Source organism: Actinosynnema sp. NPDC049800 (assembly GCF_040656635.1).
In the GTDB taxonomy this organism is placed as follows: Bacteria; Actinomycetota; Actinomycetes; order Mycobacteriales; family Pseudonocardiaceae; genus Actinosynnema.
The window spans coordinates 1-23,125 of sequence record NZ_JBFAMT010000062.1; the positions used below are offsets into that span (position 1 = coordinate 1).

A 23,125-nucleotide genomic window follows, 5' to 3' on the forward strand; every position below is an offset into this window, starting at 1 on the left:
AAAGCGTCCGCCAAGCCTGCCCGGCTTCGACCAGCCTATGGCACCCGAACCCATGTCAAATCGGGCCTCGGTGGGGCGGTTCCGGGTCCGTTGTGCGGCGGTAGGGGCAAGTGGACTCGGTGGACGCGCTGCGGGGCCGTTGTGGGCGGGTGGGTGTGGTGGACCGGTGGAGATGCTGCGGGCCCGTTGTGAGCTGGTGGGGTGTGGTGGACCGGTGGAGGCTCCCCTAGTCACCCCTAACTGTTCGAATGTCCTAGAGACCGGGGCGGTAATGGTTGCTGTGGCCCTCGGGCGGCCGAATACTTCGGGGCGAAGCGAGCGGACGACAGGTTTCTTCCCGAACGAAATGGGGATGGTCATGCGATTTGGGCTCCTGTATCACCACCAGCTTCCCCGGCCTTGGGCCGAGGACAGCGAAGAGCGGATGCTCAACGAGTCGCTGGACCAAATCGTGCTGGCCGACCGGCTCGGTTTCGACTACGCCTGGGAAACCGAGCACCACTTCATGGACGAGTACTCCCACTCGTCCGCTCCCGAGGTGTTCCTGGCCGCCGCCGCCGCGCGCACCGAACGGATCCGGCTCGCGCACGGCATCGTGTCGCTCCCGCCCGGCGTCAACCACCCCGTCCGGGTGGCCGAACGCCTGGCCACGTTGGACCTCATCTCCGGCGGCCGGGTCGACTTCGGCACCGGGCAGGGCAGCACGCAGCTGGAGCTGGAAGCGTTCGGCGTCAACCGCGAGACCAAGCGCGAGCAGTGGGAGGAAGCCGTCGAGGTCATCACCCGCCTGCTCACCGAGACGCCGTTCACCGGGCACAACGGCCGGTTCCTCGACCTGCCGCCGCGCAACGTCCTGCCCAAGCCCAAGCAGAAGCCGCACCCCCCGATGTGGGTGGCGTGCAGCAGCCCGCAGACCGTGGAGACCGCGGCCCGCAACGGCATGGGCGCGTTGTCGTTCGCCTTCATCTCCCCCGAGCAGGCCAAGGAACGGGTCGACGCCTACTACGAGACGCTGGCCTCCGACGAGTGCCTGCCGATGGGCTTCTCGGTGAACCCGAACTTCGCGCTGGTGCTGCCGTTCATGTGCCATCAGGACGAAGAGGTGGCCCTCGACCGCGGTCTGGACGGCGCCTACTTCTTCGCCTACTCGTTCATGCACTACTACGTGAACGGCAAGCACCGCCCCGGTGTCACCGACGTGACGGCGGACTTCGAGCGGATGCGCCACCAGTTGGGGTTCGTGCGCGACCTGGGCGACGCCGCGCTCGCCTCGATGGACCCGAAGACCCGCGCCGAACGCGCCGCCCTGCGCCGCGGCATCGGCACGCCCGAGCAACTGGCCGACGTCATCCGAGCCTACGAGGACGCGGGCGTCGACCAAATCATCTTCCAGGCGCAGATCGGGGCCAACAAGCACGAGCACGTGTGCGAGGCCTTGGAGCTGTTCGCCGCCGAGGTCATGCCCGAGTTCGCGGCACGTCGCGAAGAGCGCGACGCGGCGAAGCAGCGCCGACTCGAAGTGCCGATCAAGGAGGCACTGGCACGCAAGCCGCAACGGTCAGTCGACGTGTCCGACTACGTGACGAAGGCCGAACGCCCCGAGCTCGCTCCCCGACGCTGACCCCACCGCCACAAACCACGGGCCACAAACCACCGCCCGGGCCACGAACCACCGCCCGGGCCACGAACCACCGCCCGGGCCACGAACCACCGCCCACTGGCCACTTCCCAATCCACAACGGACCCGCAGCGCACCGCAGAGGCCCGATTTGACATGGGTTCGGGTGCTTTAGGCTGGTCGAAGCCGGCAGGCCTGGCGGGACGCTTTTCCCCGCCGGGCCTGCCGGCTTTGGCCTGCCTGGAGTGCCCGTAAGGGCCCCATGTCAAATCGAGCCGGACCGAACCCGGGCCGCTCCGTCAAATCGAGCCTGACCCGAGCCGCCCTCACCCACCGAGCCGCCCGAACCCACCGAACCGCCGGTCAACCGCTGAGTTCCCGGTCCAGGATGTCGAACAGCTCATCGGCCGTGGCGTCGTCGAGGCTCGCGGGAGCCTCCTCCACTGGCGGGGCCAGTTCGTCACGCAGGTGCCTGGCCAAGGCGATCGGCGTCGGCTGGTCGAAGATCAGGGTCGGCGGCAGGCGGTGGCCGGTGGCCTCGGCCAGCCGGTTGCGCAGCTCCAACGCGGTGAGCGAGTCGAAACCGAGGTCGAGGAAGCCGCTCGCGGCGGCGACCGCGGCGGTCCGCTCGTGCCCCAGCACGGCGGCCGCGTGGGTGCGAACGAGGTCGAGCAGCACCCGTTCCCGCTCGACGTCGGTCAGCCCGGCCAGTTTCGCGACCAGCGCCGCACCACCGACCGCGACCGGCTCGCGGCGGGCCGGACGACGTGCCAGGTCGCGCAGCACCGCGGGCACCTCGTCGGTGCGGCGGCGCAACGCCGAGACGTCCACCGCCAACGCCACGGATCTCGCCCGGTCCGCGCCCACCGACGCGTCCAGCAGCGCGAGCCCTTCCTCCACCGGCAACGGCGGCAGGCCTTGCCGTCGCATCCGCTCCAGGTCCGCCTCGGCCAGGTCACCGCTCAGCCCGGTGTCCACGGCCCACAGTCCGAAAGCGACGGACGTGGCGGGCAACCCGGCCGCCCGGCGGTGCTCGGCGAGGGCGTCCAGGAACACGTTGGACGCCGCGTACCCCGCCTGTCCGGACGCCAGCACGAGACCACCGGCGGACGAGAACAGCACGAACGCCGCCACGTCACCCGCCAGCTCGTGCAGGTGCCACGCCGCGTCGGCCTTGGCCCGCAACGTGCGGTCCACCTGCTCGTCCGTGATCGCACCCACCAAAGCGTTCTCGGCAACACCCGCGGCGTGCACGACGGCGGCAGGCGGGTGGTCGGCCAGCAACGCCGCCAACGCGGCCCGGTCCGACACGTCGCACGCCTCGATCGACACCTCGGCGCCCAGCCGGACGAGGTCGGCCCGCAACGCCTCCGCACCCGGCGCCGCCGCACCCCGCCTGCTGGTCAGCAACAGCCGCCGCACGCCGTGCTCGGCCACCAAGTACCGGGCGACGAGCGCGCCCAGGCCACCGGTGCCACCGGTGATCAGCACGGTGCCGTCCACGGGCCACCGCACGGCCGAACCGGTCGTCTGGACGAGGCGGGGCACCAGGACGTCGTCGCCCCGCAAGGCGATCTCCGGCTCACCGGTCGCCACGGCCGCCGCGAGCGGCGCGTCGGCACGGTCGACGTCCACCACCGTGAACCGGCCGGGGTGCTCGGCCTGCGCGGCGCGCACCACGCCCCACACCGGAGCCTGGCGCACGTCCACCGACGCGCCCTCGGCCGTCGCGACCGCACCGCGGGTCACCACCACCAGCCTGCCCGGACGGTCGTCCGCGACCCAGGACCGGATGGCGGCGAGCACGTCGCCCACGGCCGCGCGCACGGCGTCGGGCACGGCCACCGCGTCCGGCACCACGCACTCGTGCACCGCAAAGGGCTCGCCGACCTCGCCAGGGGACGTGTTCCGCCACTCGACGCCGAACAGCGAGCCGCCGAACTCCCGCGCCGCCGGCCGGGACAGCAGGGCGGCCACCGACAGCACCGGCCGGCCCGCCGCGTCGGCCGCGTCGACCGCCACCAGGTCGTCGGCCTGCCTCCGCAACCGAACGCGCAGCTCGGTGGCCCCGTGGACGTGCGGCGTCACGCCGGTCCACGTGAACGGCAGGAGCGTGTCGCCGGTGTCGCGCAGCACGTCGGCGTGCAGGGCCGCGTCGAGCAGGGCGGGGTGCACCACGAACCCGGCGCCGCGCTGCACCTGCTCCGGCAACGCCACGTCGGCGAACACCTCGTCGCCGAGTCGCCACGCGGCCCGCAGGCCCTGGAACGCCGGGCCGTAGTCGTACCCGCGCTCGGCCATCCGCTCGTACGCGTCGGCCACCTCGACCGGGGTGGCGCCGGCGGGCGGCCACTCGGCGGGCGGTTCCCAGGCGGACCGGGCGTCGGAGGCGGTGAGCACGCCGTCCGCGTGCGAGGTCCACGACGCGTCGGCGTCACCGGCGGGACGCGAGTACACGCGGACGCGGCGGTGGCCGTCCTCGTGCGGCGGGTCCACGACCACCTGGAGCGCGAACGTGCCGGTGAGCACGAGCGGCGCGGTCAGGACCAGTTCCTCCAGCGCGTCGCACCCGACGTGGCCGCCCGCGCTCAGCGCCAGCTCCACGAACGCCGTGCCGGGCAGCAGCACGCGGCCGTTGATGGCGTGGTCGGCGAGCCACTGGTGGCCGCGCGGGTCGAGGCGACCGGTCAGCACGACGCCGTCGTCGGCCAAGGGCACGACGGCCGACAGCAACGGGTGCCCGGCGCTGAGCTGCCCGTGCACCCGCGCGTCGGAGTCCTGCCCGACCTCGGCCTGCGACCAGAAGCGGCGGCGCTGGAAGGCGTAGGTGGGCAGCGGGACGCGGCGGGCGCCGCTGTCGGCGAAGAACGCGGCCCAGTCGGGGGCGGCGCCGCGGGCAACGGCGGCGGCCAACGCGGCGAGCACACCGCGCGGCCCGTCGTGGCCCCGGCGCGCGGCGGCCCGGAACACCACCTCGGGGTCCGCCAGGGACTCCTCCCCCAGCGCGGACAGGACCGTGTCCGGGCCGAGCTCCACGAACGTCCGCACGCCGTCGGCGGCCATCGCGCGCACCGCGTCGTCGAAGCGCACGGCGTCGCGCACGTGCCGGACCCAGTGCTCCGGCGAGCACAGCACGTCCGCGCCCGCTTTCTCACCGGTCGTCATGGACACCACCGGCAACGTCGGCGGGTGGTAGGTCAGGCCGGCCGCGACCTCCCGGAACCGGGCGAGCACCGGCGCCATCAACGGCGAGTGGAACGCGTGCGAGACCCGCAGGCGCTTGGCCCGGGGGAACCGGGAGGCCAGCTCCAGCACGGCGGCCTCGACGCCGGAGAGCACCACCGCGTCGGGACCGTTGACCGCGGCGATGTCCACCTCGTCGGTCAGCAGCGGGCGCACGTCGTGCTCGCTCGCCCGCACCGCGACCATCGCGCCGCCCTCGGGCAGTTCCCGCATGAGCCGGCCGCGTGCGGAGACCAGAGTGGATGCGTCCTCAAGGGACAGCACACCGGCGACGTGCGCGGCGGCCAGCTCGCCGATCGAGTGGCCGGCGACCGCGCTCGGCCGCACGCCCCACGACTCGACCAGCCGGTACAGCGCGACCTCGAACGCGAACAGCGCGGGCTGCGCGAAGTCCGTGCGGTCCAGCAGCGCGGCGTCCTCGCCCCACACCACCTCGCGCAGGGGTCGGTCCAGGTGCGGGTCGAGCGCGGCGAGCACCGCGTCGAACGCGGCGGCGAACGCCGGGAACGCCGCGTGCAGGTCACGGCCCATGCCGAGCCGCTGCGCGCCCTGGCCGGTGAACAGCACCGCCGGGGCGCGGTGGCGGCCGCTGTCCACGACGGCGTCCGGGTGGGGTTGCCCGGCCACGACCGCGGCCAGCGCCGTGCGGGCCTCGTCGAGGTCCGCGGCGAGCACCACCGCGCGGTGGTCGAACGACGTGCGCGTCGTCGCCTGGGAGAACGCCAGGTCGACCACGCGGGCGGACGGCCGGGCGTCGATCCGGGACAGCAGGGCGGCGGCCTGCCCGCGCAGCGCTTCCGGCGTCTTCGCGGACACGACCAGCGGCCACACCGCGCGCGGCGGCTCCACGGCGACGTCGGCGACGTCCTCGGCGGGCGCCTGCTCCAGGATCACGTGCGCGTTGGTGCCGCTCATGCCGAACGACGACACGCCGGCCCGGCGCGTGCCACCGTGCTCGGGCCACGGCCGCGCCTCGGTCAGCAGCTCGACGGCGCCCGCGGACCAGTCCACGTGCGGCGTCGGCTCGTCGACGTGCAGCGTGCGCGGCAGGACGCCGTGCCGCATCGCCTGGACCACCTTGATCACGCCGCCGACGCCCGCGGCGGCCTGGGTGTGCCCCAGGTTCGACTTGATCGAGCCGAGCCACAGGGGCGCGCGGTCGGCGGGCCGGTCCCGGCCGTAGGTGGCCAGCAGCGCCTGCGCCTCGATCGGGTCGCCCAGCACGGTCCCGGTGCCGTGCGCCTCGACCACGTCCACGTCGGCCAGGGCAAGGCCGGCCGCCGCGACCGCCTGCTTGATCACCCGCTGCTGCGCCGGGCCGTTCGGCGTGGTCAGCCCGCTGGACGCGCCGTCGGAGTTGACCGCACTGCCGCGCACCACCGCGAGCACCGGGTGGCCGTTGCGCCGCGCGTCGGACAGCCGCTCCAGCAGCAGCACGCCGACGCCCTCCGAGCAGCCGGTGCCGTCGGCGGCGGAGGAGAACGACTTGCACCGACCGTCGCGGGCCAGGCCGCGCTGGACGTTGAAGTAGACGAACATGTCCGGGGTCGCCATCACCGTGACCCCGCCGGCGAGCGCGAGCCCGCACTCCCCCGACCGCAGCGCCTGCACCGCCGAGTGCAGCGCCACCAGGGACGAGGAGCAGGCGGTGTCGACCGTGACGGCGGGGCCCTCGAGCCCGAGCGAGAACGCGACCCGCCCGGTGACCAGGCTGCCGTCGCTCGTGCCGAAGCCGTAGTCGTGGTACATCACGCCGGCGAACACGCCCGTGCGGCTGCCCCGCAGGGAGCGCGGGTCGATGCCCGCGCTCTCGATCGCCTCCCACGACGTCTCCAGCAGCAGCCGCTGCTGCGGGTCCATGCCGATCGCCTCGCGCGGGCTGATGCCGAAGAAGTCCGCGTCGAAGTCGGCGGCGTCGTGCAGGAAACCGCCCTCCCGCGCGATGCTGCGGCCCGGTGCGCCCGGCTCCGGGTCGTACAGGCCGTCCAGGTCCCACCCGCGGTCGGTGGGGAACCCGGTCACCCCGTCCCGGCCCTCGTCGACCAGGCGCCACAGCTCGTCCGGGGACGTCACGCCGCCCGGGTAGCGGCACGCCATGCCGACCACGGCGATCGGCTCGGTGGCCGCCGCCGTGAGCCGCGCGTTCTGCTGTCGCAGGCGCTCGTTGTCCAGCATGGACTTGCGCAGCGCCTCGACGATCCGCTCAACCGATGTGTCCACTGAGGACAGCCTCACTCTCAGTCGTCGTCGCTCGCGGCGAGCGCGGCGCGCACCAGGTCGTCCACGTCCAGGTTCTTGATCAAATCGCTCTGGTCGGTCGGCCCGTCCGACGCGGCTAGGCCGTCCGCAGCGGGTGGCGCGTCCGGCGTCCCGGCCAGCGCGAGGATCACGTCGAGCAGACCCGCGGCGCGCAGCGCGTCGACCGGGACCGACGTGAGGGCACGGCGGACCGCCTCGTCGTCGGGCGCCGCCGGTGCGGGCGCCGCCGGGACGGGCGCGGCCGTCGGCGCGGGCGTCACGGCCGGGATCAGGTCCGACACCTCTTCGAACAGGTAACCGGCCAGCGCGCTCGGGTTCGGGTAGTCGAACATGAGCGTGGCGGGCAACCGCATGCCGGTCGCGGTCTGGAGCCGGTTGCGCAGTTCGATGGCGGCCAGGGAGTCCAGGCCCATCTCGGTGAAGCCCCGGTCGACGTCGATCGCCTCCGGCTCGTCGTGCCGGACGGCCGCGACGTGCGTGCGGACGAGGTCGAGCAGCACGCGCTCGCGTTCGTCGTCGGGCAGGCCGGCCAACCGCTGTTCCAGCGACACGGGGGCGGGCTTGGCGGCCGGCGCGGCCCTGCGGTCCGCCGCCGCGACCCGGGTCGGGGTCGTGCGCCTGGCGACCTCGCGCAGCATCGCCGGGACCGGGGCGGACGACGCGGCCAGCGCCGCCGCGTCGACGCGCAGGGGCACGAGCACCGGCTGGTCCAGCGCCACGGCCTCGTCGAACAGCACGAGCCCCTCGGCCGACGACATCGGCGGCAGGCCGAGCGCCGCCAGCCGCTGCTCCTCCGCGCCCGCGTCCACGGCGCCGCCGCCCAGGCCGGTCACCGTGGTCCACAGGCCGAACGCGAGCGCGGTGGCCGGCAGCCCTTCGGCGCGCCGGCGCTGCGCGAGCGCGTCCACGAACCGGTTCGCCGCGGCGTAGTTCGCCTGACCCGTGCCCAGCACCAGCCCGGACACCGACGAGAACAGCACGAACGCGGTCAGGTCGGCGTCACGGGTCAGCTCGTGCAGGTGCCAGCCGCCGTCGACCTTGGGTCGCAGCACCCGGTCCAGCCGGTCCGCGTCCAGCGAGCCGACCAACGCGTTGTCCATGACGCCCGCCGCGTGCACGACACCGCGCAACGGGTGCTCGGCGGGCACGGCGGCCAGCAGGTCGGCCAGCGCCGCGCGGTCGGCCACGTCGCACGCGGCCACCTCGACCCGGGCGCCCAGCTCCGCCAGTTCGGCGACCAGCGCCGCCGCGGCGGGCGCGGTCGCGCCGCTGCGGCTGGTGAGCAGCAGGTGCCGGACACCGTGCACGGACACCAGGTGGCGGGCCACCAGCGCGCCGAGGCCGCTCGTGCCGCCGGTCACCAGCACGGTGCCGTCGGCGTCCCACGGCGCCGACCGCTCCGGGTCGGACGTGGACACCTCGGCGAGCCGCGGCACGCGCACGTCGCTGCCCCGCACGGACAGCTCCGGCTCGTCCAGCGCGACCAGCGCCGGCGTGATCCGCCCGTCGAGCACGTCGACCAGCACGAACCGGCCGGGGTGCTCCTGCTGCGCCGCGCGCACCAGACCGTGCACGGCGGCCTGCGCCGGGTCCACGTCGTCGGTGTCGACCCCGCCGCGCGTCACCACCACCAGCCGCGACCGGTCGAACCGCCCGTCGGCGAGCCAGCGCTTGAGCAGGTCCACCACGTCGGACAGCACGCGCCGCGTGGAGCCGGGCACGTCGCCGTCACCCGACGGGCACCCGAACCACACGACCTCCGGCCCGGTCGCGGCGAGCGCGTCCAGGTCGTCGAACGCGGGCACGCCCGGCAGGTCCACGTCACCGAGCACCGCCCACCGACCGGCCGGCGCGTCACCCGCCGCGCCGAGCGGCAGCGAGACCCAGCCGAGCCGGAACATCGACTCGCGCGGCCGGGTGCCGGTGGAGGCGGCGGCGGCAGCGGCGACGCGGTCCGGCGTCACCGCGCGGACCACCAGGGACCGCACGGTCGCCACCGGGTTGCCGGTGGTGTCGGCGAGTTCCAGGCGCACGGCGTCGGAGCCGACGCCCGCGTCGGAGTCGACCCAGTTGATCCGCACCCGCAGGTGCGCGATGCCCCCGGTGTGCACGGTGACGCCGGTCCACGCGAACGGCAGCTGCGACGCGCCGACGTCCTGCGGCTTGCGCCCGCCCAGGAAGTCGGTGGCGCTCAGCGCGGCGTCGAGCAGCGAGGGGTGCAGCCGGAACCGGGCGGCCTCGGTGCGCGCGTCCTCGGGGAGCGCGACCTCGGCGAAGATCTCCCGGTCGCGCCGCCAGACCCGCTTGAGCCCGCGGAACATCGGCCCGTAGTGGTAGCCCTGGCTGGTGAGGTAGTCGTAGACGTCGGAGATGTCGACGACCTCGGCGCCGGCGGGCGGCCACTCGCGGTGGCCGACGTCGAACTCCTCGGGGGTCGGGTGCTCCTGCGTGAGTCCGGCCAGCACCCCGGAGGCGTGACGGGTCCAGCGCACGTGCGGCGGCGCGTCCTCGACCCGCGAGTACACCGCGAACGACCGGCGCCCGCCCGCGTCCGCCTGCTCCACCACCACCTGCACGGCGGTGCCGCCGGTCGGCGGCAGCGGCATCAGCGCCTCGATGGTCAGCTCCTCGACCACCGGGCAGCCGACCTCCTCGCCCGCGCGCACGGCCAGTTCCACGTACCCGGTGCCGGGCAGCAGCACGGTGCCGAGGACGTCGTGGTCGGCGAGCCAGGCGTGGGTGTCCAGCGCCAGCCGCCCGGTGAGCGTGACGCCACCGGACTCGGGCGCCACCACGACCGCGGTGAGCAGCGGGTGGTCGGCGTCCACCTGGCCGGCGCCGGTGACGCCGGTGTTCGCGGGTGCCATGTCGAGCCAGAACCTCCGTCGCTCGAACGCGTACGTGGGCAGGTCGGTGCGCCGCGCGCCGCGCCCGGCGAAGTAGGCCGACCAGTCGGGGCCGCCCGCCGTGACGTGGAGCCCGGCCAGCGCGGTGAGCAGGGCCTCGGGTTCGGGCCGGTCCTTGCGGACGGCGGGCGCCAGCACGGCGGGCGCGTCGTCCAGGCAGGCGTCGGCCAGCGCGGTGAGCACGCCGGCCGGACCCAGCTCCAGGAACCGGGTGACGCCGGCGTCGGCGAGCGTGCGCACCCCGTCGGCGAACCGCACGGCCTCGCGGATGTGCCGCACCCAGTAGTCGGGCGAGGCCAGGTCGGCGGCGGTGGCGAACCCGCCGGTCAGGTTGGACACCACGCGCAGCCGCGGCGTGCCGTAGTCGAGACCGGCGGCGACCTCCCGGAACCGCGCCAGCACCGGTTCCATCAGCGGCGAGTGGAAGGCGTGGGACACGCGCAGCTCCGTGCCGCGGAAGTGGGCGGCGACGGCCCGGACCTCGTCGGCGACGCCCGAGATCACCACGGACTCGGGGCCGTTCAGGGCGGCGATGCCGACGCCCGCGGTGAGCAGCGGCACGACCTGGTCCTCGGTCGCGCGCACCGCGGCCATCGCACCACCGGCGGGTAGCGCCTGCATGAGCCGGCCGCGGGCGGCGACCAGCGCGCAGGCGTCGGCCAACGACAGCACGCCCGAGACGTGCGCGGCGACCAGTTCGCCGATGGAGTGGCCGAGCAGCACGTCCGGCGTGACGCCCAGCGACTCGACCAGCCGGAACAGGGCGACCTCGAACGCGAACAGGCCGGTCTGGGTGTAGAGCGTGCGGTCGAGGTCGGTGCTGCTCTCGTCGAACATCAGGTCGCGCAGCGAGAGGCCGAGCAGCGGGTCGAGGTGCGCGCACACCTCGTCCAGCGCGTAGGCGAACACCGGGTGCGCCTCGTACAGCTCGCGGCCCATGCCGGCGCGTTGGGCGCCCTGCCCGGAGAACAGGAACGCGGTGAGGCCGTCGCTCGCGGCTGCCCCGGTGACGACCGCCCCGGTGACGACCGCGCCGGTGGCGACCGCGCCGGCGGACAGGTCGGCGAGGTCGCGCAGCACGTCGTCCCGGTTCGCGCCGAGCACGACCGCGCGGTGCTTCAACGCCGCCCGCCCGGTGGCCAGGGAGTAGCCGAGGTCGAGCAGGCTGGCGTCGGGGTCGGCCGCCAAGCGCGCCCTCAACCTGGCCGCCTGCTCGGGCAACCGGTTCTCGGCCGCGGCCGAGAGCACCAACGGCACGAGGCCGGCGTCGGGTTCCTGCCGGCCGGAGGCCTCCTCGGCCACCGGCTCGTCCGGCGCCTGTTCGAGGATCACGTGCGCGTTGGTGCCGCTGAGCCCGAAGGACGACACGGCGGCGCGGCGCGGACGTCCCGCGTCGACCCACTCCACCGGCTCGGTCAGCAGCCGCACGTCGCCCTCGGTCCAGTCGACCTGCGGCGACGGCTCGTCCACGTGCAGGGTCCGGGGCAGCACGCCCCGCCTCAGCGCCATCACCATCTTGATCACGCCGCTGACACCGGCCGCCGCCTGCGCGTGGCCGATGTTCGACTTGACCGAGCCGAGCCACAGCGGCCGGTCCGGCGCGCGGTCCTGGCCGTAGGTGGCGAGCAGGGCCTGCGCCTCGATCGGGTCGCCGAGCCGGGTGCCGGTGCCGTGGCCCTCGACCGCGTCGACGTCCGAAGTGGACAGACCGGCGCTCGCCAGCGCCTGCCGGATCACCCGTTGCTGCGAGGGGCCGTTGGGCGCGGTCAACCCGTTGGACGCGCCGTCCTGGTTGATCGCCGACCCGCGCACGACCGCGAGCACCCGGTGGCCGTTGCGGCGGGCGTCGGACAGCCGCTCCACCACGAGCAGGCCCATGCCCTCGGCCCAGCCGGTGCCGTCGGCCGCGCCGGCGAACGCCTTGCACCGGCCGTCGGCCGACAGCCCGCGCTGGCGGCTGAAGTCCACGAAGATGTCCGGGGTCGGCATCACCGTGACGCCGCCCGCGATGGCCATCCCGATCTCGCCCTGGCGCAGCGCCTGGACCGCCATGTGCAGCGCGACCAACGACGAGGAGCACGCCGTGTCGACGGTGACAGCGGGCCCTTCCAGCCCGAGGGTGTAGGAGACGCGGCCGGACGCGATGCTGCCCGCGCTGCCGTTGCCGAGGTACCCGGCCAGGTCCTCGGGCACCTCGCCGGGACGGCTGCCGTAGTCGCCGTACATGACGCCGACGTACACGCCGGTCCGGCTGCCGCGCAGCGTGGTCGGGTCGATCCCGGCGTCCTCCAACGCCTCCCACGAGCCCTGCAACAGCAGCCGCTGCTGCGGGTCCATGGCCAGCGCCTCGCGCGGCATGATCCCGAAGAACTCGGGGTCGAACTCCGCCGCGTCGTGCAGGAAACCGCCCTCGCGGACGTACGTGCGGCCCGGTCGGCCCGGTTCCGGGTCGAAGATGCCGTCCACGTCCCAGCCGCGGTCGGTGGGGAAGCCGCCGACCGCGTCCCGGCCCTCGGCCACCAGCCGCCACAGGTCCTCGGCGTCGCGCACGCCGCCGGGGAAGCGGCAGCTGATGCCGACGATCACGACGGGGTCGTCCGCGACGGCGGACGTGGTGACCGGCGGCGGCGCGACGGCGGTGGTGGTCGTGAGGGAGCCGTCGATCAGCGCCGCGACGGCACGGGCCGTCGGGTGGTCGAACACCAGCGTCGCGGGCAGCCGCACGCCGGTCGCCGCGGTGAGCGCGTTGCGCAGCTCGACGGCCGCGAGCGAGTCCACGCCGAGGTCCCGGAACGGCCGGTCGGCGTCGATCGCGTCGGGGCTCGCGTGGCCCAGCACGGCCGCCGCGCAGGACCGCACGACGTCGAGCACGGCCCGCAGCCGCTCCGCGCCGGACAGCCCGGCGAACCGGTCGTCGGACGCCTTGGCCGCGCGCACCGGCCGACCGGCCAGGCCGCGCAGCAACGCGGGCAGCTCGTCGGACCTCGCGCGCAACGCCGCCCGGTCGACCGGCATCGGCGTCACCACCGGGTCACCGGTCGCGAGGGCGCTGTCGAACAGCGCGAGGGCGTCCTCGACGGCCATCGCGGGCGTGCCGAGCCGGGCCATCCGGTCGAGGTCGGCGTCCGCGAGCGGACCGCCCAGACCGGTGTCGACCGCCCACATGCCGAACCCGAGGGAGGCGGCGGGCAGGCCGGCCGCGGCGCGGTGGGCCGCCAGGGCGTCCAGGAACACGTTGGCGGCGGCGTAGTTGCCCTGCCCGGCGGCCAGCACGGTGCCGCCCGCCGAGGAGAGCAGCACGAACGCCTTCAGGTCGCGGGTCAGCTCGTGCAGGTGCCACGCGCCGTCCACCTTGGGCCGCAGCACGGCGTCCGTCCGCGCCGCGGTCAGGTCGCCGACCAGCGCGTTGTCGGCCACGCCCGCCGCGTGCACGACGGCGGTCAGCGGGTGATCCGCGGTGATCCGGTCGAGCAGCGCGGCGACGGCGGCGCGGTCGGTGACGTCGCACGCCTCGACCCGCACGTCCGCGCCGAGCCCGGTCAGCTCGGCCCTCAGCCCGTCGACGCCCGGCGTCTCGGCACCGCGACGGCCGGTGAGCACGAGCCGCCGCGCGCCGTGCTCGGTGACGAGGTGCCGGGCGAGGATCGCGCCCAGCCCGGTGAGGCCGCCGGTGACGAGCACCGAGCCCTGCCAGGCGGCGGAGAGGTCGGCGGTCGCGGGCGCCGCGGCGACGAGCCTCGGCACCAGAGCTTCACCCGCCCGCAAGGCGATCTCCGGCTCGCCCAGCGCCACCACGGACGCCACCAGCTCGGCCGACGCCGTGCCGTCGTCGTCCACGAGCACGACCCGGCCGGGGTGTTCGGCCTGGGCGGCGCGCACCAGACCCCAGACCGGGGCCTGCGTCACGTCGACGGCGTCGTCATCCGAGGTCGCGACGGCCCGCGTGGTGCGGACGACGAGCGTCGAGGAGGTGTTGCGGTCGTCGGCCAGCCACGTCCGCAGCCCGTCGAGGACCTCGACGACGACCGCCCGGGTCGCCTCAGGCACCTCGCCGTCCTTGGGCGTGACCACGAGGACGTCGTGCGCCGGCGTCGGAACGCCCGTCCGCACGCCGACCCGGCTCCAGTCGACCCGCCACAGCGAACCGGACGACGCCGCGGCCCGGCCGAGCTCGCCGGCCGTGACGGGGCGGCTGACCAGCGAGCGCACCGACAGGACGGGGTTGCCGGAGCCGTCCGCGACGGTGATCCCGGTGACCTCCTCGCCACGCAGCCGCCGCAGCCGCACCCGCAGGTCGGTCGCGCCCGAGGCGTGCAGCGACACGCCGTTCCACGAGAACGGCAGCAGGGTCGCGCCCGCCGCGCCGCCCTCCGCGTCCAGCAGGTCGGCGTGCATCGCGGCGTCGAGCAGCGCCGGGTGCAGCCCGAACCGGCCGGCGTCGCGCCTGGCCTCCTCGGGCAGCGAAACCTCGGCGAACACGTCGTCATCGCGCCGCCACGCGCGCCGCAGGCCCTGGAACGCCGGGCCGTAGGCGTAACCGCGGTCGACCAGCCACCGGTAGGCGTCGTCCACCGGCACCTCGGCGGCGCCCGGCGGCGGCCACTCGACCAGCTCGGCCGTCGGCGGGTCGGCCACCGGGCCGAGCACGCCGGTCGCGTGCCGCACCCACGGCACGTCGTCTCCTTCAGCGCGCGAGTGCACCCGCACCGCACGCGTGCCGTCGTCCTCGGCCGGACCCACGACCACGCGCAGGGTGACGCCGACGTGCAGCGCGAGCGGCACTTCGAGGGTCAGCTCGTCCACGTGCCCGCTGCCGACGTGCTGCCCGGCGCACAGCGCCAGCTCCACGAAACCGGTGCCCGGCAACAGGATTGTGCCGAGCACGTCGTGATCGGCGACCCACCGCTGCACACCGGTCGAGAGCCGGCCGGTGAGGACGACCCCGCCGGAGTCCGGCTCGACGACGGCGGCGCTCAGCATCGGGTGGTCCACCCGGTCCAGGCCGGCGGTGGCGACGTCGCCGTGCCCTGGCTGGACGTCCAGCCAGTACCGCTCGCGCTGGAACGCGTAGGTCGGCAGGTCCACCTTGCGGGCGTTGGCGCCCGCGAAGAACACGGCCCAGTCGACCGTGCCGCCGGCGGCGTGCAACCGGCCGAGGCCCGTGACCGCCGTGACCGCCTCGTCACGTCCCTTGCGCTGCAAGGCGATGCCGTCGTCCACCAGCGCGCTGAGCACACCGTCCGGGCCGACCTCGACGAACCTGCTGACGCCCGCGTCGTGCAACCGCGTCACGGCGTCGTGGAAGCGCACCGCTTCGCGGACGTGCCGCACCCAGTACTCCGGGTCCGTGACGTCACCGGCCGTCGCGATGGGGATCTCCGGCTCTCGGAAGCTCAACCCCCTTATTGCGGCCCGGAAGTCGTCCAACATCGGGTCCATGAGGACCGAGTGGAACGCGTGCGACACCGCCAGCCGCTTCGACCGTTCGAACCGGGCCGCGACCGCCAACACCTCGACCTCAACACCCGATACGACAACGGAGTCCGGCCCGTTCACCGCCGCGAGGCTCACACCCTCGGTCAGCAGCGGCAGCACCTCGGCTTCGGCGGCCTTGATCGCCACCATCGCGCCGCCCTCGGGCAACGCCTGCATCAGACTCGCCCGCGCCGACACCAACCGACACGCATCAGGCAACGACAGCACGCCCGCGACGTGAGCCGTCGCGATCTCACCGATCGAATGACCGGCCAAGAAGTCCGGCCGAACACCCCACGACTCCAACAACCGGTAAAGCGCAACCTCAAACGCGAACAACGCAGGCTGCGTGAACTCCGTGCGGTTCAGACGCTCCGCGTCCTCACCCCACACCACCTCCCGCAACACCGGATCGAACCCGGCCAACACCTCACTGAACGCACCCGCGAACACCGGGAACGCCAACGACAACTCACGACCCATCCCGAGCCGCTGCGAACCCTGCCCCGTGAACAAGAACGCCGTCCCACCACCGGAACGCGCCACCACCGGCACGACATCCGCCAGACCACGCACCAACTCGTCCCGGTCCCGACCGACCACCACCGCCCGGTGCTCGAACACCGAACGTGCCGTCACCAAGGACAACCCGACGTCCACCGGCCGGACATCGTCGACGAACGACGCCAACCGCGCGGCCTGAGCACGCACCGCCTCGGCCGAACGACCCGACAGCACCCACAGCACCACCGGCAGCTCGACCCCGACCGGCTCGGGCTCGACCCGCTCCTCGACGGCCTGCTCGATGATCACGTGCGCGTTCGTGCCGCTGATCCCGAACGACGACACACCCGCCCGACGCGGCCGGCCCTCGACCGCCCACTCGCGCGCCTCCGTCAGCAGGCGGACGCCACCGGCGGTCCAGTCCACGTGCGGCGACGGCTCGTCGACGTGCAGCGTGGACGGCAGGACACCGTGCCGCATCGCCAAGACCATCTTGATGATCCCGGCGACACCCGCAGCCGCCTGCGTGTGACCGATGTTCGACTTGATCGACCCCAACCACAACGGGGCGTCCTCGGCGCGGTCCTGACCATAGGTCGCCAACAACGCCTGCGCCTCGATCGGGTCACCCAACGTCGTGCCGGTGCCGTGGCCCTCGACCACGTCGACGTCCGAAGTGGACAGCTGCGCGCCGGCCAAGGCCTGGCGGATCACCCGCTGCTGGGAGGGGCCGTTCGGCGCGGTGAGGCCGTTGGACGCGCCGTCCTGGTTCACCGCCGACCCGCGCACGACCGCCAGCACCTGGTGCCCGTTGCGGCGGGCGTCCGACAGCCGTTCGACCAGCAGGACGCCGACGCCCTCGCTCCAGCCGGTGCCGTCGGCCGCGCCCGCGAACGACTTGCACCGGCCGTCCGGCGCAAGGCCGCCCTGGCGGGTCATGTCGACGAACGTGTCCGGGGTGGACATCACGGTCACGCCGCCCGCGAGCGCCAACGAGCACTCGCCGCGCCGCAGCGCCTGGATGGCCAGGTGCAGGGCGACCAGCGACGACGAGCACGCCGTGTCGATGCTGACCGCGGGACCTTCCAGCCCGAGGGCGTAGGAGACCCGGCCCGACACGACGCTGGCCAGGCTGCCGTTGCCGTGGTAGCCGGCGAGCTCCTCCGGCAGCGGCCCGAGGCGCAGGCCCCAGTCGTGGTACATCACGCCCGCGAACACACCGGTGTCGCTGCCCCGCAACGACACCGGGTCGATGCCGGCGCGTTCGACGGTCTCCCACGCGGTCTCCAGCAGCAGCCGCTGCTGGGGGTCCATGGCCTGCGCCTCGCGCGGGCTGATGCCGAAGAAGTCCGCGTCGAACTCGGCCGCGTCGTAGAGGAACCCGCCCTCGCGCGCGGCGCTGGTGCCCGTGCGGGCGCGTTCCGGGTCGTAGAGGTCGTCCGGCCAGCCTCGGTCACCGGGGAACACCGAGATGGCGTCCTCACCGCCGGACACCAGCCGCCACAGGTCCTCCGGCGAGGTCACCCCGCCGGGGTAGCGGCAGGCCATGCCGACGATGGCGATCGGCTCGTCCACCGACGCCTCGGACGCGGGCGCGGCGACCTCGGGGCGGGCCGCCACCGTGCCGCGCACCAGCTCCGCGAGGTGTCCGGCGAGCGCGGCCGGGGTGGGGAAGTCGAACGTGAGGGTGGCGGTCAGGCGCAGGCCGGTCGCCGTGCCCAGCCGGTTGCGCAGCTCGACCGCGGACAGCGAGTCGAACCCGAGCTCGCTGAACGCGCGGGTGGCGCCGATCGCGTCGGAACCGGTGTGGCCCAACACGTCCGCGGTGGTGGCGCGCACGAGGGCGAGCAGCGCGTCCTGGCGCTTCGCCTCGGGCAGCGCGGCGTACTTCGACCCCGGCGTGTCGGCGACGGCGGGGCGGCGGGCCGGGGTCGGCACGAGGCCGCGCAGCATCGGCGGCACGTCGTCCGGGCGCTTGCGCAGGCCCCCGGTGTCGACGCGGGTGGGCACGAGGGCCGGCTCAGTGCTGCCGAGCGCGAGGTCGAGCAGTTCCAGGTTCTCGGCGGCGGTGAGGGGTTCGAGGCCGGAGCGCGCGATGCGCCGCAGGGCCGCGTCGTCCAGTCCCGCGCCCATGCCGGTGTCGGTCCACAGGCCCCAGGCCAGGGAGGTGGCGGCGGAGCCGGCCGCGCGGCGGTGGGTGGCGAGCGCGTCGAGGAAGACGTTCGCCGCGGCATAGCCGGCCTGGCCGGGCGCGTCGAACAGCGTGGCGGTGGAGGAGAACAGCACGAACGCGGCGAGGTCGCCGGCCAGCTCGTGCAGGTGCCAGGCCACGTCGACCTTGGGCCGCAGCACGGCGTCCAGCCGGTCGGGGGTCAGCTCGCCGACGAGGCAGTCGTCCAGCACCCCGGCCGCGTGCACGACGGCGGTGAGGGGGTGGGCGGGGTCGATGCCGTCGAGGAGGGCTCGGGTGGCTTCGCGGTCGGCCAGGTCGCACGCGGCGACGGTGACGTGCGCGCCGAGCGCGGTCAGCTCTTCGCTCAGACCTGCCGCACCAGGCGCTTCCGCACCACGCCTGCCGACGAGGAGCAGGTGGCGAACGCCGTGTGCGGCCACGAGGTGCCGCGCGACGTGCGCCCCGACCCCGCCCGTGCCACCGGTCACCAGGACAGTGCCGCCGGTGACCAGCGCGGCGGCAGCCGAATCCCGGGCAGACCCGGCCGAGTCCCCCACCGAACCGGCGATGTCCTGGGTGCGCGGAGTGGCGGTGTCCAGGGTTCGTGGCGATGTCGCGGGTGCGGGCGCCAGCCTCGGCACGGAGACCTTGCCGTCGCGCAAGGCGAACTCCGGCTCACCCGTCGCCACGGCCGCCGCCAGCGCGCCGTCCGAGGCAGGCGAGCCGTCGAGGTCCGCGAGCACGAACCGGCCCGGGTGCTCGGCCTGCGCCGACCGCACCAACCCCCACACCGGCGCGAGCCGCAAGTCGGGCGCTTCGCCGTCGACCGACACCGCACCACGCGTCACGATCACCAGCGGCGAGTCCGCACCACCGGCCGTCCACTCCCGCACCCGGTCGAGCACCGTCGCGGCGACGGCCCGCACGGCGGCCGGCACGTCACCGTCCACCGGCTCCACCCGCGCCACGGCGAAGTCCGCGCGCACGGGGTCCGGCACGACCGCGAGCGGCGTCCACGCCACGCGGTGCAGTGAGGCCGGGCGGCCGGTCCGAGCGGCGCGCAGCTGCTCCTCCGACACCGGCCGCACCAGGTACGAACCGATCGACGCGACGGGCACGCCGTCGCCGTCGGCGAGGTCGAGGCGGGCCGAGTCGTCACCCGTCGCGGTGATCCGCACGCGCAGCGCGGACGCGCCGGTGCCGTGCGGCACGACGCCGCCCCACCCGAACGGCAGCCGGGTCGTCCCGGTCGCCGAGGCGGGCCACGCGAGGTCGGTGGCGTGCAGGGCCGCGTCGAGCAGCGCGGGGTGCAGGCCGAACGCCGTGCCGTCCACGCCCTCGGGCAGCACGACCTCGGCGAACACCGCCGACCCCACCCGCCACGCGGCGCGCAGGCCCTGGAACGCCGGGCCGTAGCCGTAGCCCTGGTCGGCCAGCTCGTCGTAGATCCCGGAGACGTCCACGGGTTCCGCGCCGGCGGGCGGCCACTCGGTCAGGTCGGCGGGCACGTCCTCGGCGCTCGGCACGAGGACGCCGTTCGCGTGCTTGGTCCACGCCTCGTCGACCTCCGCGCCCTCGGGCCGCGAGTACAGCTCGACCTCACGCCTGCCGGTCGCGTCCGCGGCCCCGACGACGGCTTGCAACGCCACCACGCCGGTCGCGGGCAGGGCCAGCGGTGCGGCCATGGTCAGCTCCTCGACGGCCGTGCAGCCGACCTCCTGCCCGGCGCGCAGGGCGAGTTCGAGGTAGGCGGTGCCGGGGAGCAGGGCGCTGCCGCCGATCGCGTGGTCGGCCAGCCACGGGTGGCTGCGCAGCGACACACCGCCGGTCAGCACCACACCATCCGAACCGGCGACGCCCACGGCCGCGCCGAGCAGCGGGTGCCGGACCGCGGACTGGCCGGGCGCGGCGTCGACGGCGCGCGGCGCGGTGAGCCAGAAGCGCTGCCGCTGGAACGGGTACGTGGGCAGCTCGACCTGCCGGGCGCCGCGGTCGGCGTAGAACGCGCGCCAGTCCACCTCGCCGCCGCGGGCGTGGGCGAGCGCGACGGCCGACACCAGGGTCCGCTCCTCGTCGTGGCCCCGGCGCAGCACCGGTGCGGTGGCGAGGTCCGCGGCGTCCGCGCAGTCGGGGACCATGGCCGACAGCACGGCGTCCGGGCCCAGCTCGACGAACGTGGTCACGCCCTGCGCCACCAGGTGCCGCACGCCGTCGAGGAACCGCACGGGCCGGCGCACGTGCTCGGTCCAGTGCTCCGGCGAGGCCAGGGTGGCGGCGGTGACGGGCGCGCCGGTCAGCGTGGAGACGATCGGCACGCGCGGCCGGGAGTAGGTGACGACCTGCGCGAGCCGGCGGAACTCCGCCAGCATCGGCGCCATGAGCGGCGAGTGGAACGCGTGCGACACCCGCAGCTGCTTCGTGCGCCTGCCGAGGCCGGCGAAGTGGGCGGCGATGAGCGCGACACCGGTCTCCTCGCCCGACACGACGGTGGACCGGGCGCCGTTGAGCGCGGCGATGTCGACGTCGTCGGTGAGCAGCGGCAGGACTTCGTCCTCGGTGGCCTCCAGCGCCACCATCGCGCCCGCGCCGGGCAGCTCGCCCATGAGCCGGCCGCGCGCGGCGACCAGCAGGGCGGCGTCGGCCACCGACAGCACGCCCGCGACGTGCGCGGCGGCCAGCTCGCCGACCGAGTGGCCGATGAGGTGGTCGGGGCGCAGGCCCCAGGACTCCAGCAGCCGGAACAGCGCGACCTCGACGGCGAACAGCGCCGGTTGCGCGTACTCGGTGCGGTGGACTAGTTCGGCGGTCGGCGTGCCCGGCTCGGCGTGCAGCACATCCCACAGCGAGGTGTCCAGTTGCAGGTCGAGGTAGCCGATCGCCTCGTCGCGCGCCTTGGCGAAGACGGGGAAGTCGCGGTAGAGCTGGGCGCCCATGTCCGGGCGCTGGCTGCCCTGGCCGGTGAACATGAACGCGAGGCCGCCGCCGGTGCGGGCGGAGCCGACGAGCACGTCGGACGTGGGCTCACCGGCCGCGATCGCGCGCAGCCCGCGGCGCAGCTCGTCGCGGTCCGCGGCCACGACCACGGCGCGGTCGGCGAGCGCGGCCCGCGTGGTGGCCACCGAGAAGCCGAGGTCGGCGGGCTCGGCGTCGGCGTCGAGCAGCCGTTCCGCCTGGGCGCGCAGCGCCTGCTCACCGCGTGCGGACACCACGACCGGCGTCACCTGGCGCGGCCGGACGTCGCGCGGCACGGCGCCGGCGTCGTCCGCCGGCGGCTCCTCGATGATCACGTGCGCGTTGGTGCCGCTGATGCCGAACGCGGACACGCCGGCGCGGCGCGGGCGTTCGCCGCGCGGCCACGCCACCGGTTCGGTCAGCAGCCGCACGTCGCCAGCGGACCACGTGACGTTGGGCGACGGCGCGTCGACGTGCAGCGTGCGCGGCAGCACGCCGTGGCGCATCGCCAGCACCATCTTGATCACGCTGGCGACGCCGCCCGCGGCCTGGGTGTGCCCGAGGTTGGACTTGACCGAGCCCAGCCACAGCGGGCGGCCCTCGGGCCGGTCCTGCCCGTAGGTGGCCAGGATCGCCTGCGCCTCGATCGGGTCGCCGAGCCGGGTGCCGGTGCCGTGGGCGTCCACCGCGTCCACGTCCGCCGCGGTCAGGCCCGCCTCGGCCAGCGCCTGCCGGATCAGCCGCTGCTGGGACGTGCCGCTGGGCGCGGTGAGGCCGTTGCTCGCGCCGTCGGAGTTGACCGACGAGCCGCGCAGGAGCGCCAGCACGGGGTGGCCGTTGCGGCGGGCGTCGGACAGCCGTTCCACGACGAGCAGGCCGACGCCCTCGGCGAAGCCGGTGCCGTCCGCGGCGGCGGCGAACGCCTTGACCCGGCCGTCCGGGGCCAGGCCGCGCTGCCTGCTGAACGCGGTGAACATGCCGGGGCTGCCCATCACCGCGACGCCGCCGACGAGCGCGAGCGCGCACTCGTGCCGGCGCAGCGCGTTGGCCGCGAGGTGCAGGGACACGATGGAGCCGGAGCACGCCGTGTCGACGGTGACGGCGGGCCCTTCCAGGCCGAGCACGTAGGCGACGCGGCCGGACACCACGCTGGGCGCGTTGCCCGTCATGAGGTAGCCGTCGAGGCCTTCGGGCGCCTCGTGCACGTGGACGCCGTAGTCGTGCACCTCCGCGCCGACGAACACGCCGGTGCGGCTGCCGCGCAACGAGGTCGGGTCGATGCCGGTGCGCTCCAACGCCTCCCAGGCCGTCTCCAGCACCAGGCGCTGCTGCGGGTCCATCGCCACCGCCTCGCGGGGGCTGATGCCGAAGAAGTCCGCGTCGAACAGCGCGGCGGTGTCGAGGAAGCCGCCCCGGTCGACGTAGCTCTTGCGGGGCGCGTCCGGGTCGGCGTCGAAGTAGTCGTCGAGCGCCCAGCCGCGGTCCGCGGGGAACGGCCCGAGCACATCGCGGCCCTCGTCCACCAACGTCCACAGGGCTTCCGGGTCGTGCACGCCGCCGGGGAAGCGGCAGCCGATGCCGACGATCGCGATCGGGTCGTCCGCGTCGTCGGTCGGGCGGGTCGCGACCGGCGGGGTCGTCGCGGGCGCGAGGCCGAGCAGTTCCGCGCGCAGGTGCTCGGCGAGCAGCGCGGGCGTGGGGTGGTCGAAGGCCACGGTGGGTGGCAGGGCGAGGCCGGTGGCGGCGTTGATCCGCGTGTGCAGGTCGACCAGCGCGAGCGAGTCGAGCCCCAGGTCGCGGAACGCCACCGCGTCCTGCACGGACACCGGCTCGCCCGGCCGCACCTGTCGCAACGCCGCCAGGGCGTGCCGGCGGACGAGCTCGACCAGGACCCTGGTCTGCTCGGGTGCGGAAAGCTCCGCCAGCGACGCGGTCAACTCGGACTCGTTCATCTGCACTCTCCACGCATTCGCCGTCGCACGCTCGTTGCACGAA

At 74.9% G+C, this 23,125-nt stretch carries 2 protein-coding genes and 1 pseudogene; 1 reads left to right on the forward strand and 2 read right to left on the reverse strand.

The genetic code is table 11. The features are described from left to right. Positions 1-358 precede the first annotated feature (358 nt). Entirely contained in the window at positions 359-1,621 is a 1,263-nt protein-coding gene (locus tag AB0I91_RS38630) for an LLM class flavin-dependent oxidoreductase (protein WP_498776787.1), read from the forward strand. A 360-nt stretch (positions 1,622-1,981) separates the two neighbouring features. On the opposite strand, the pseudogene AB0I91_RS38635 reads toward AB0I91_RS38630, so the two are convergent. Continuing rightward, a pseudogene (locus tag AB0I91_RS38635) lies at positions 1,982-7,063 on the reverse strand (type I polyketide synthase); the annotation flags it as partial. Between the two features lie 35 nt (positions 7,064-7,098). Beyond that, a complete protein-coding gene (locus tag AB0I91_RS38640; protein WP_499641281.1) occupies positions 7,099-23,082 on the reverse strand; it encodes an SDR family NAD(P)-dependent oxidoreductase in 15,984 nt (5,327 codons plus the stop codon). Positions 23,083-23,125: the final 43 nt, after the last annotated feature.

Bases quoted from the DNA above. Each gene is read 5' to 3' on its own strand.
- AB0I91_RS38630 (WP_498776787.1), top strand. From the start codon at position 359: ATGCGATTTGGGCTCCTGTATCACCACCAGCTTCCCCGGCCTTGGGCC.
- AB0I91_RS38640 (WP_499641281.1), bottom strand. From the start codon at position 23,082: ATGAACGAGTCCGAGTTGACCGCGTCGCTGGCGGAGCTTTCCGCACCC.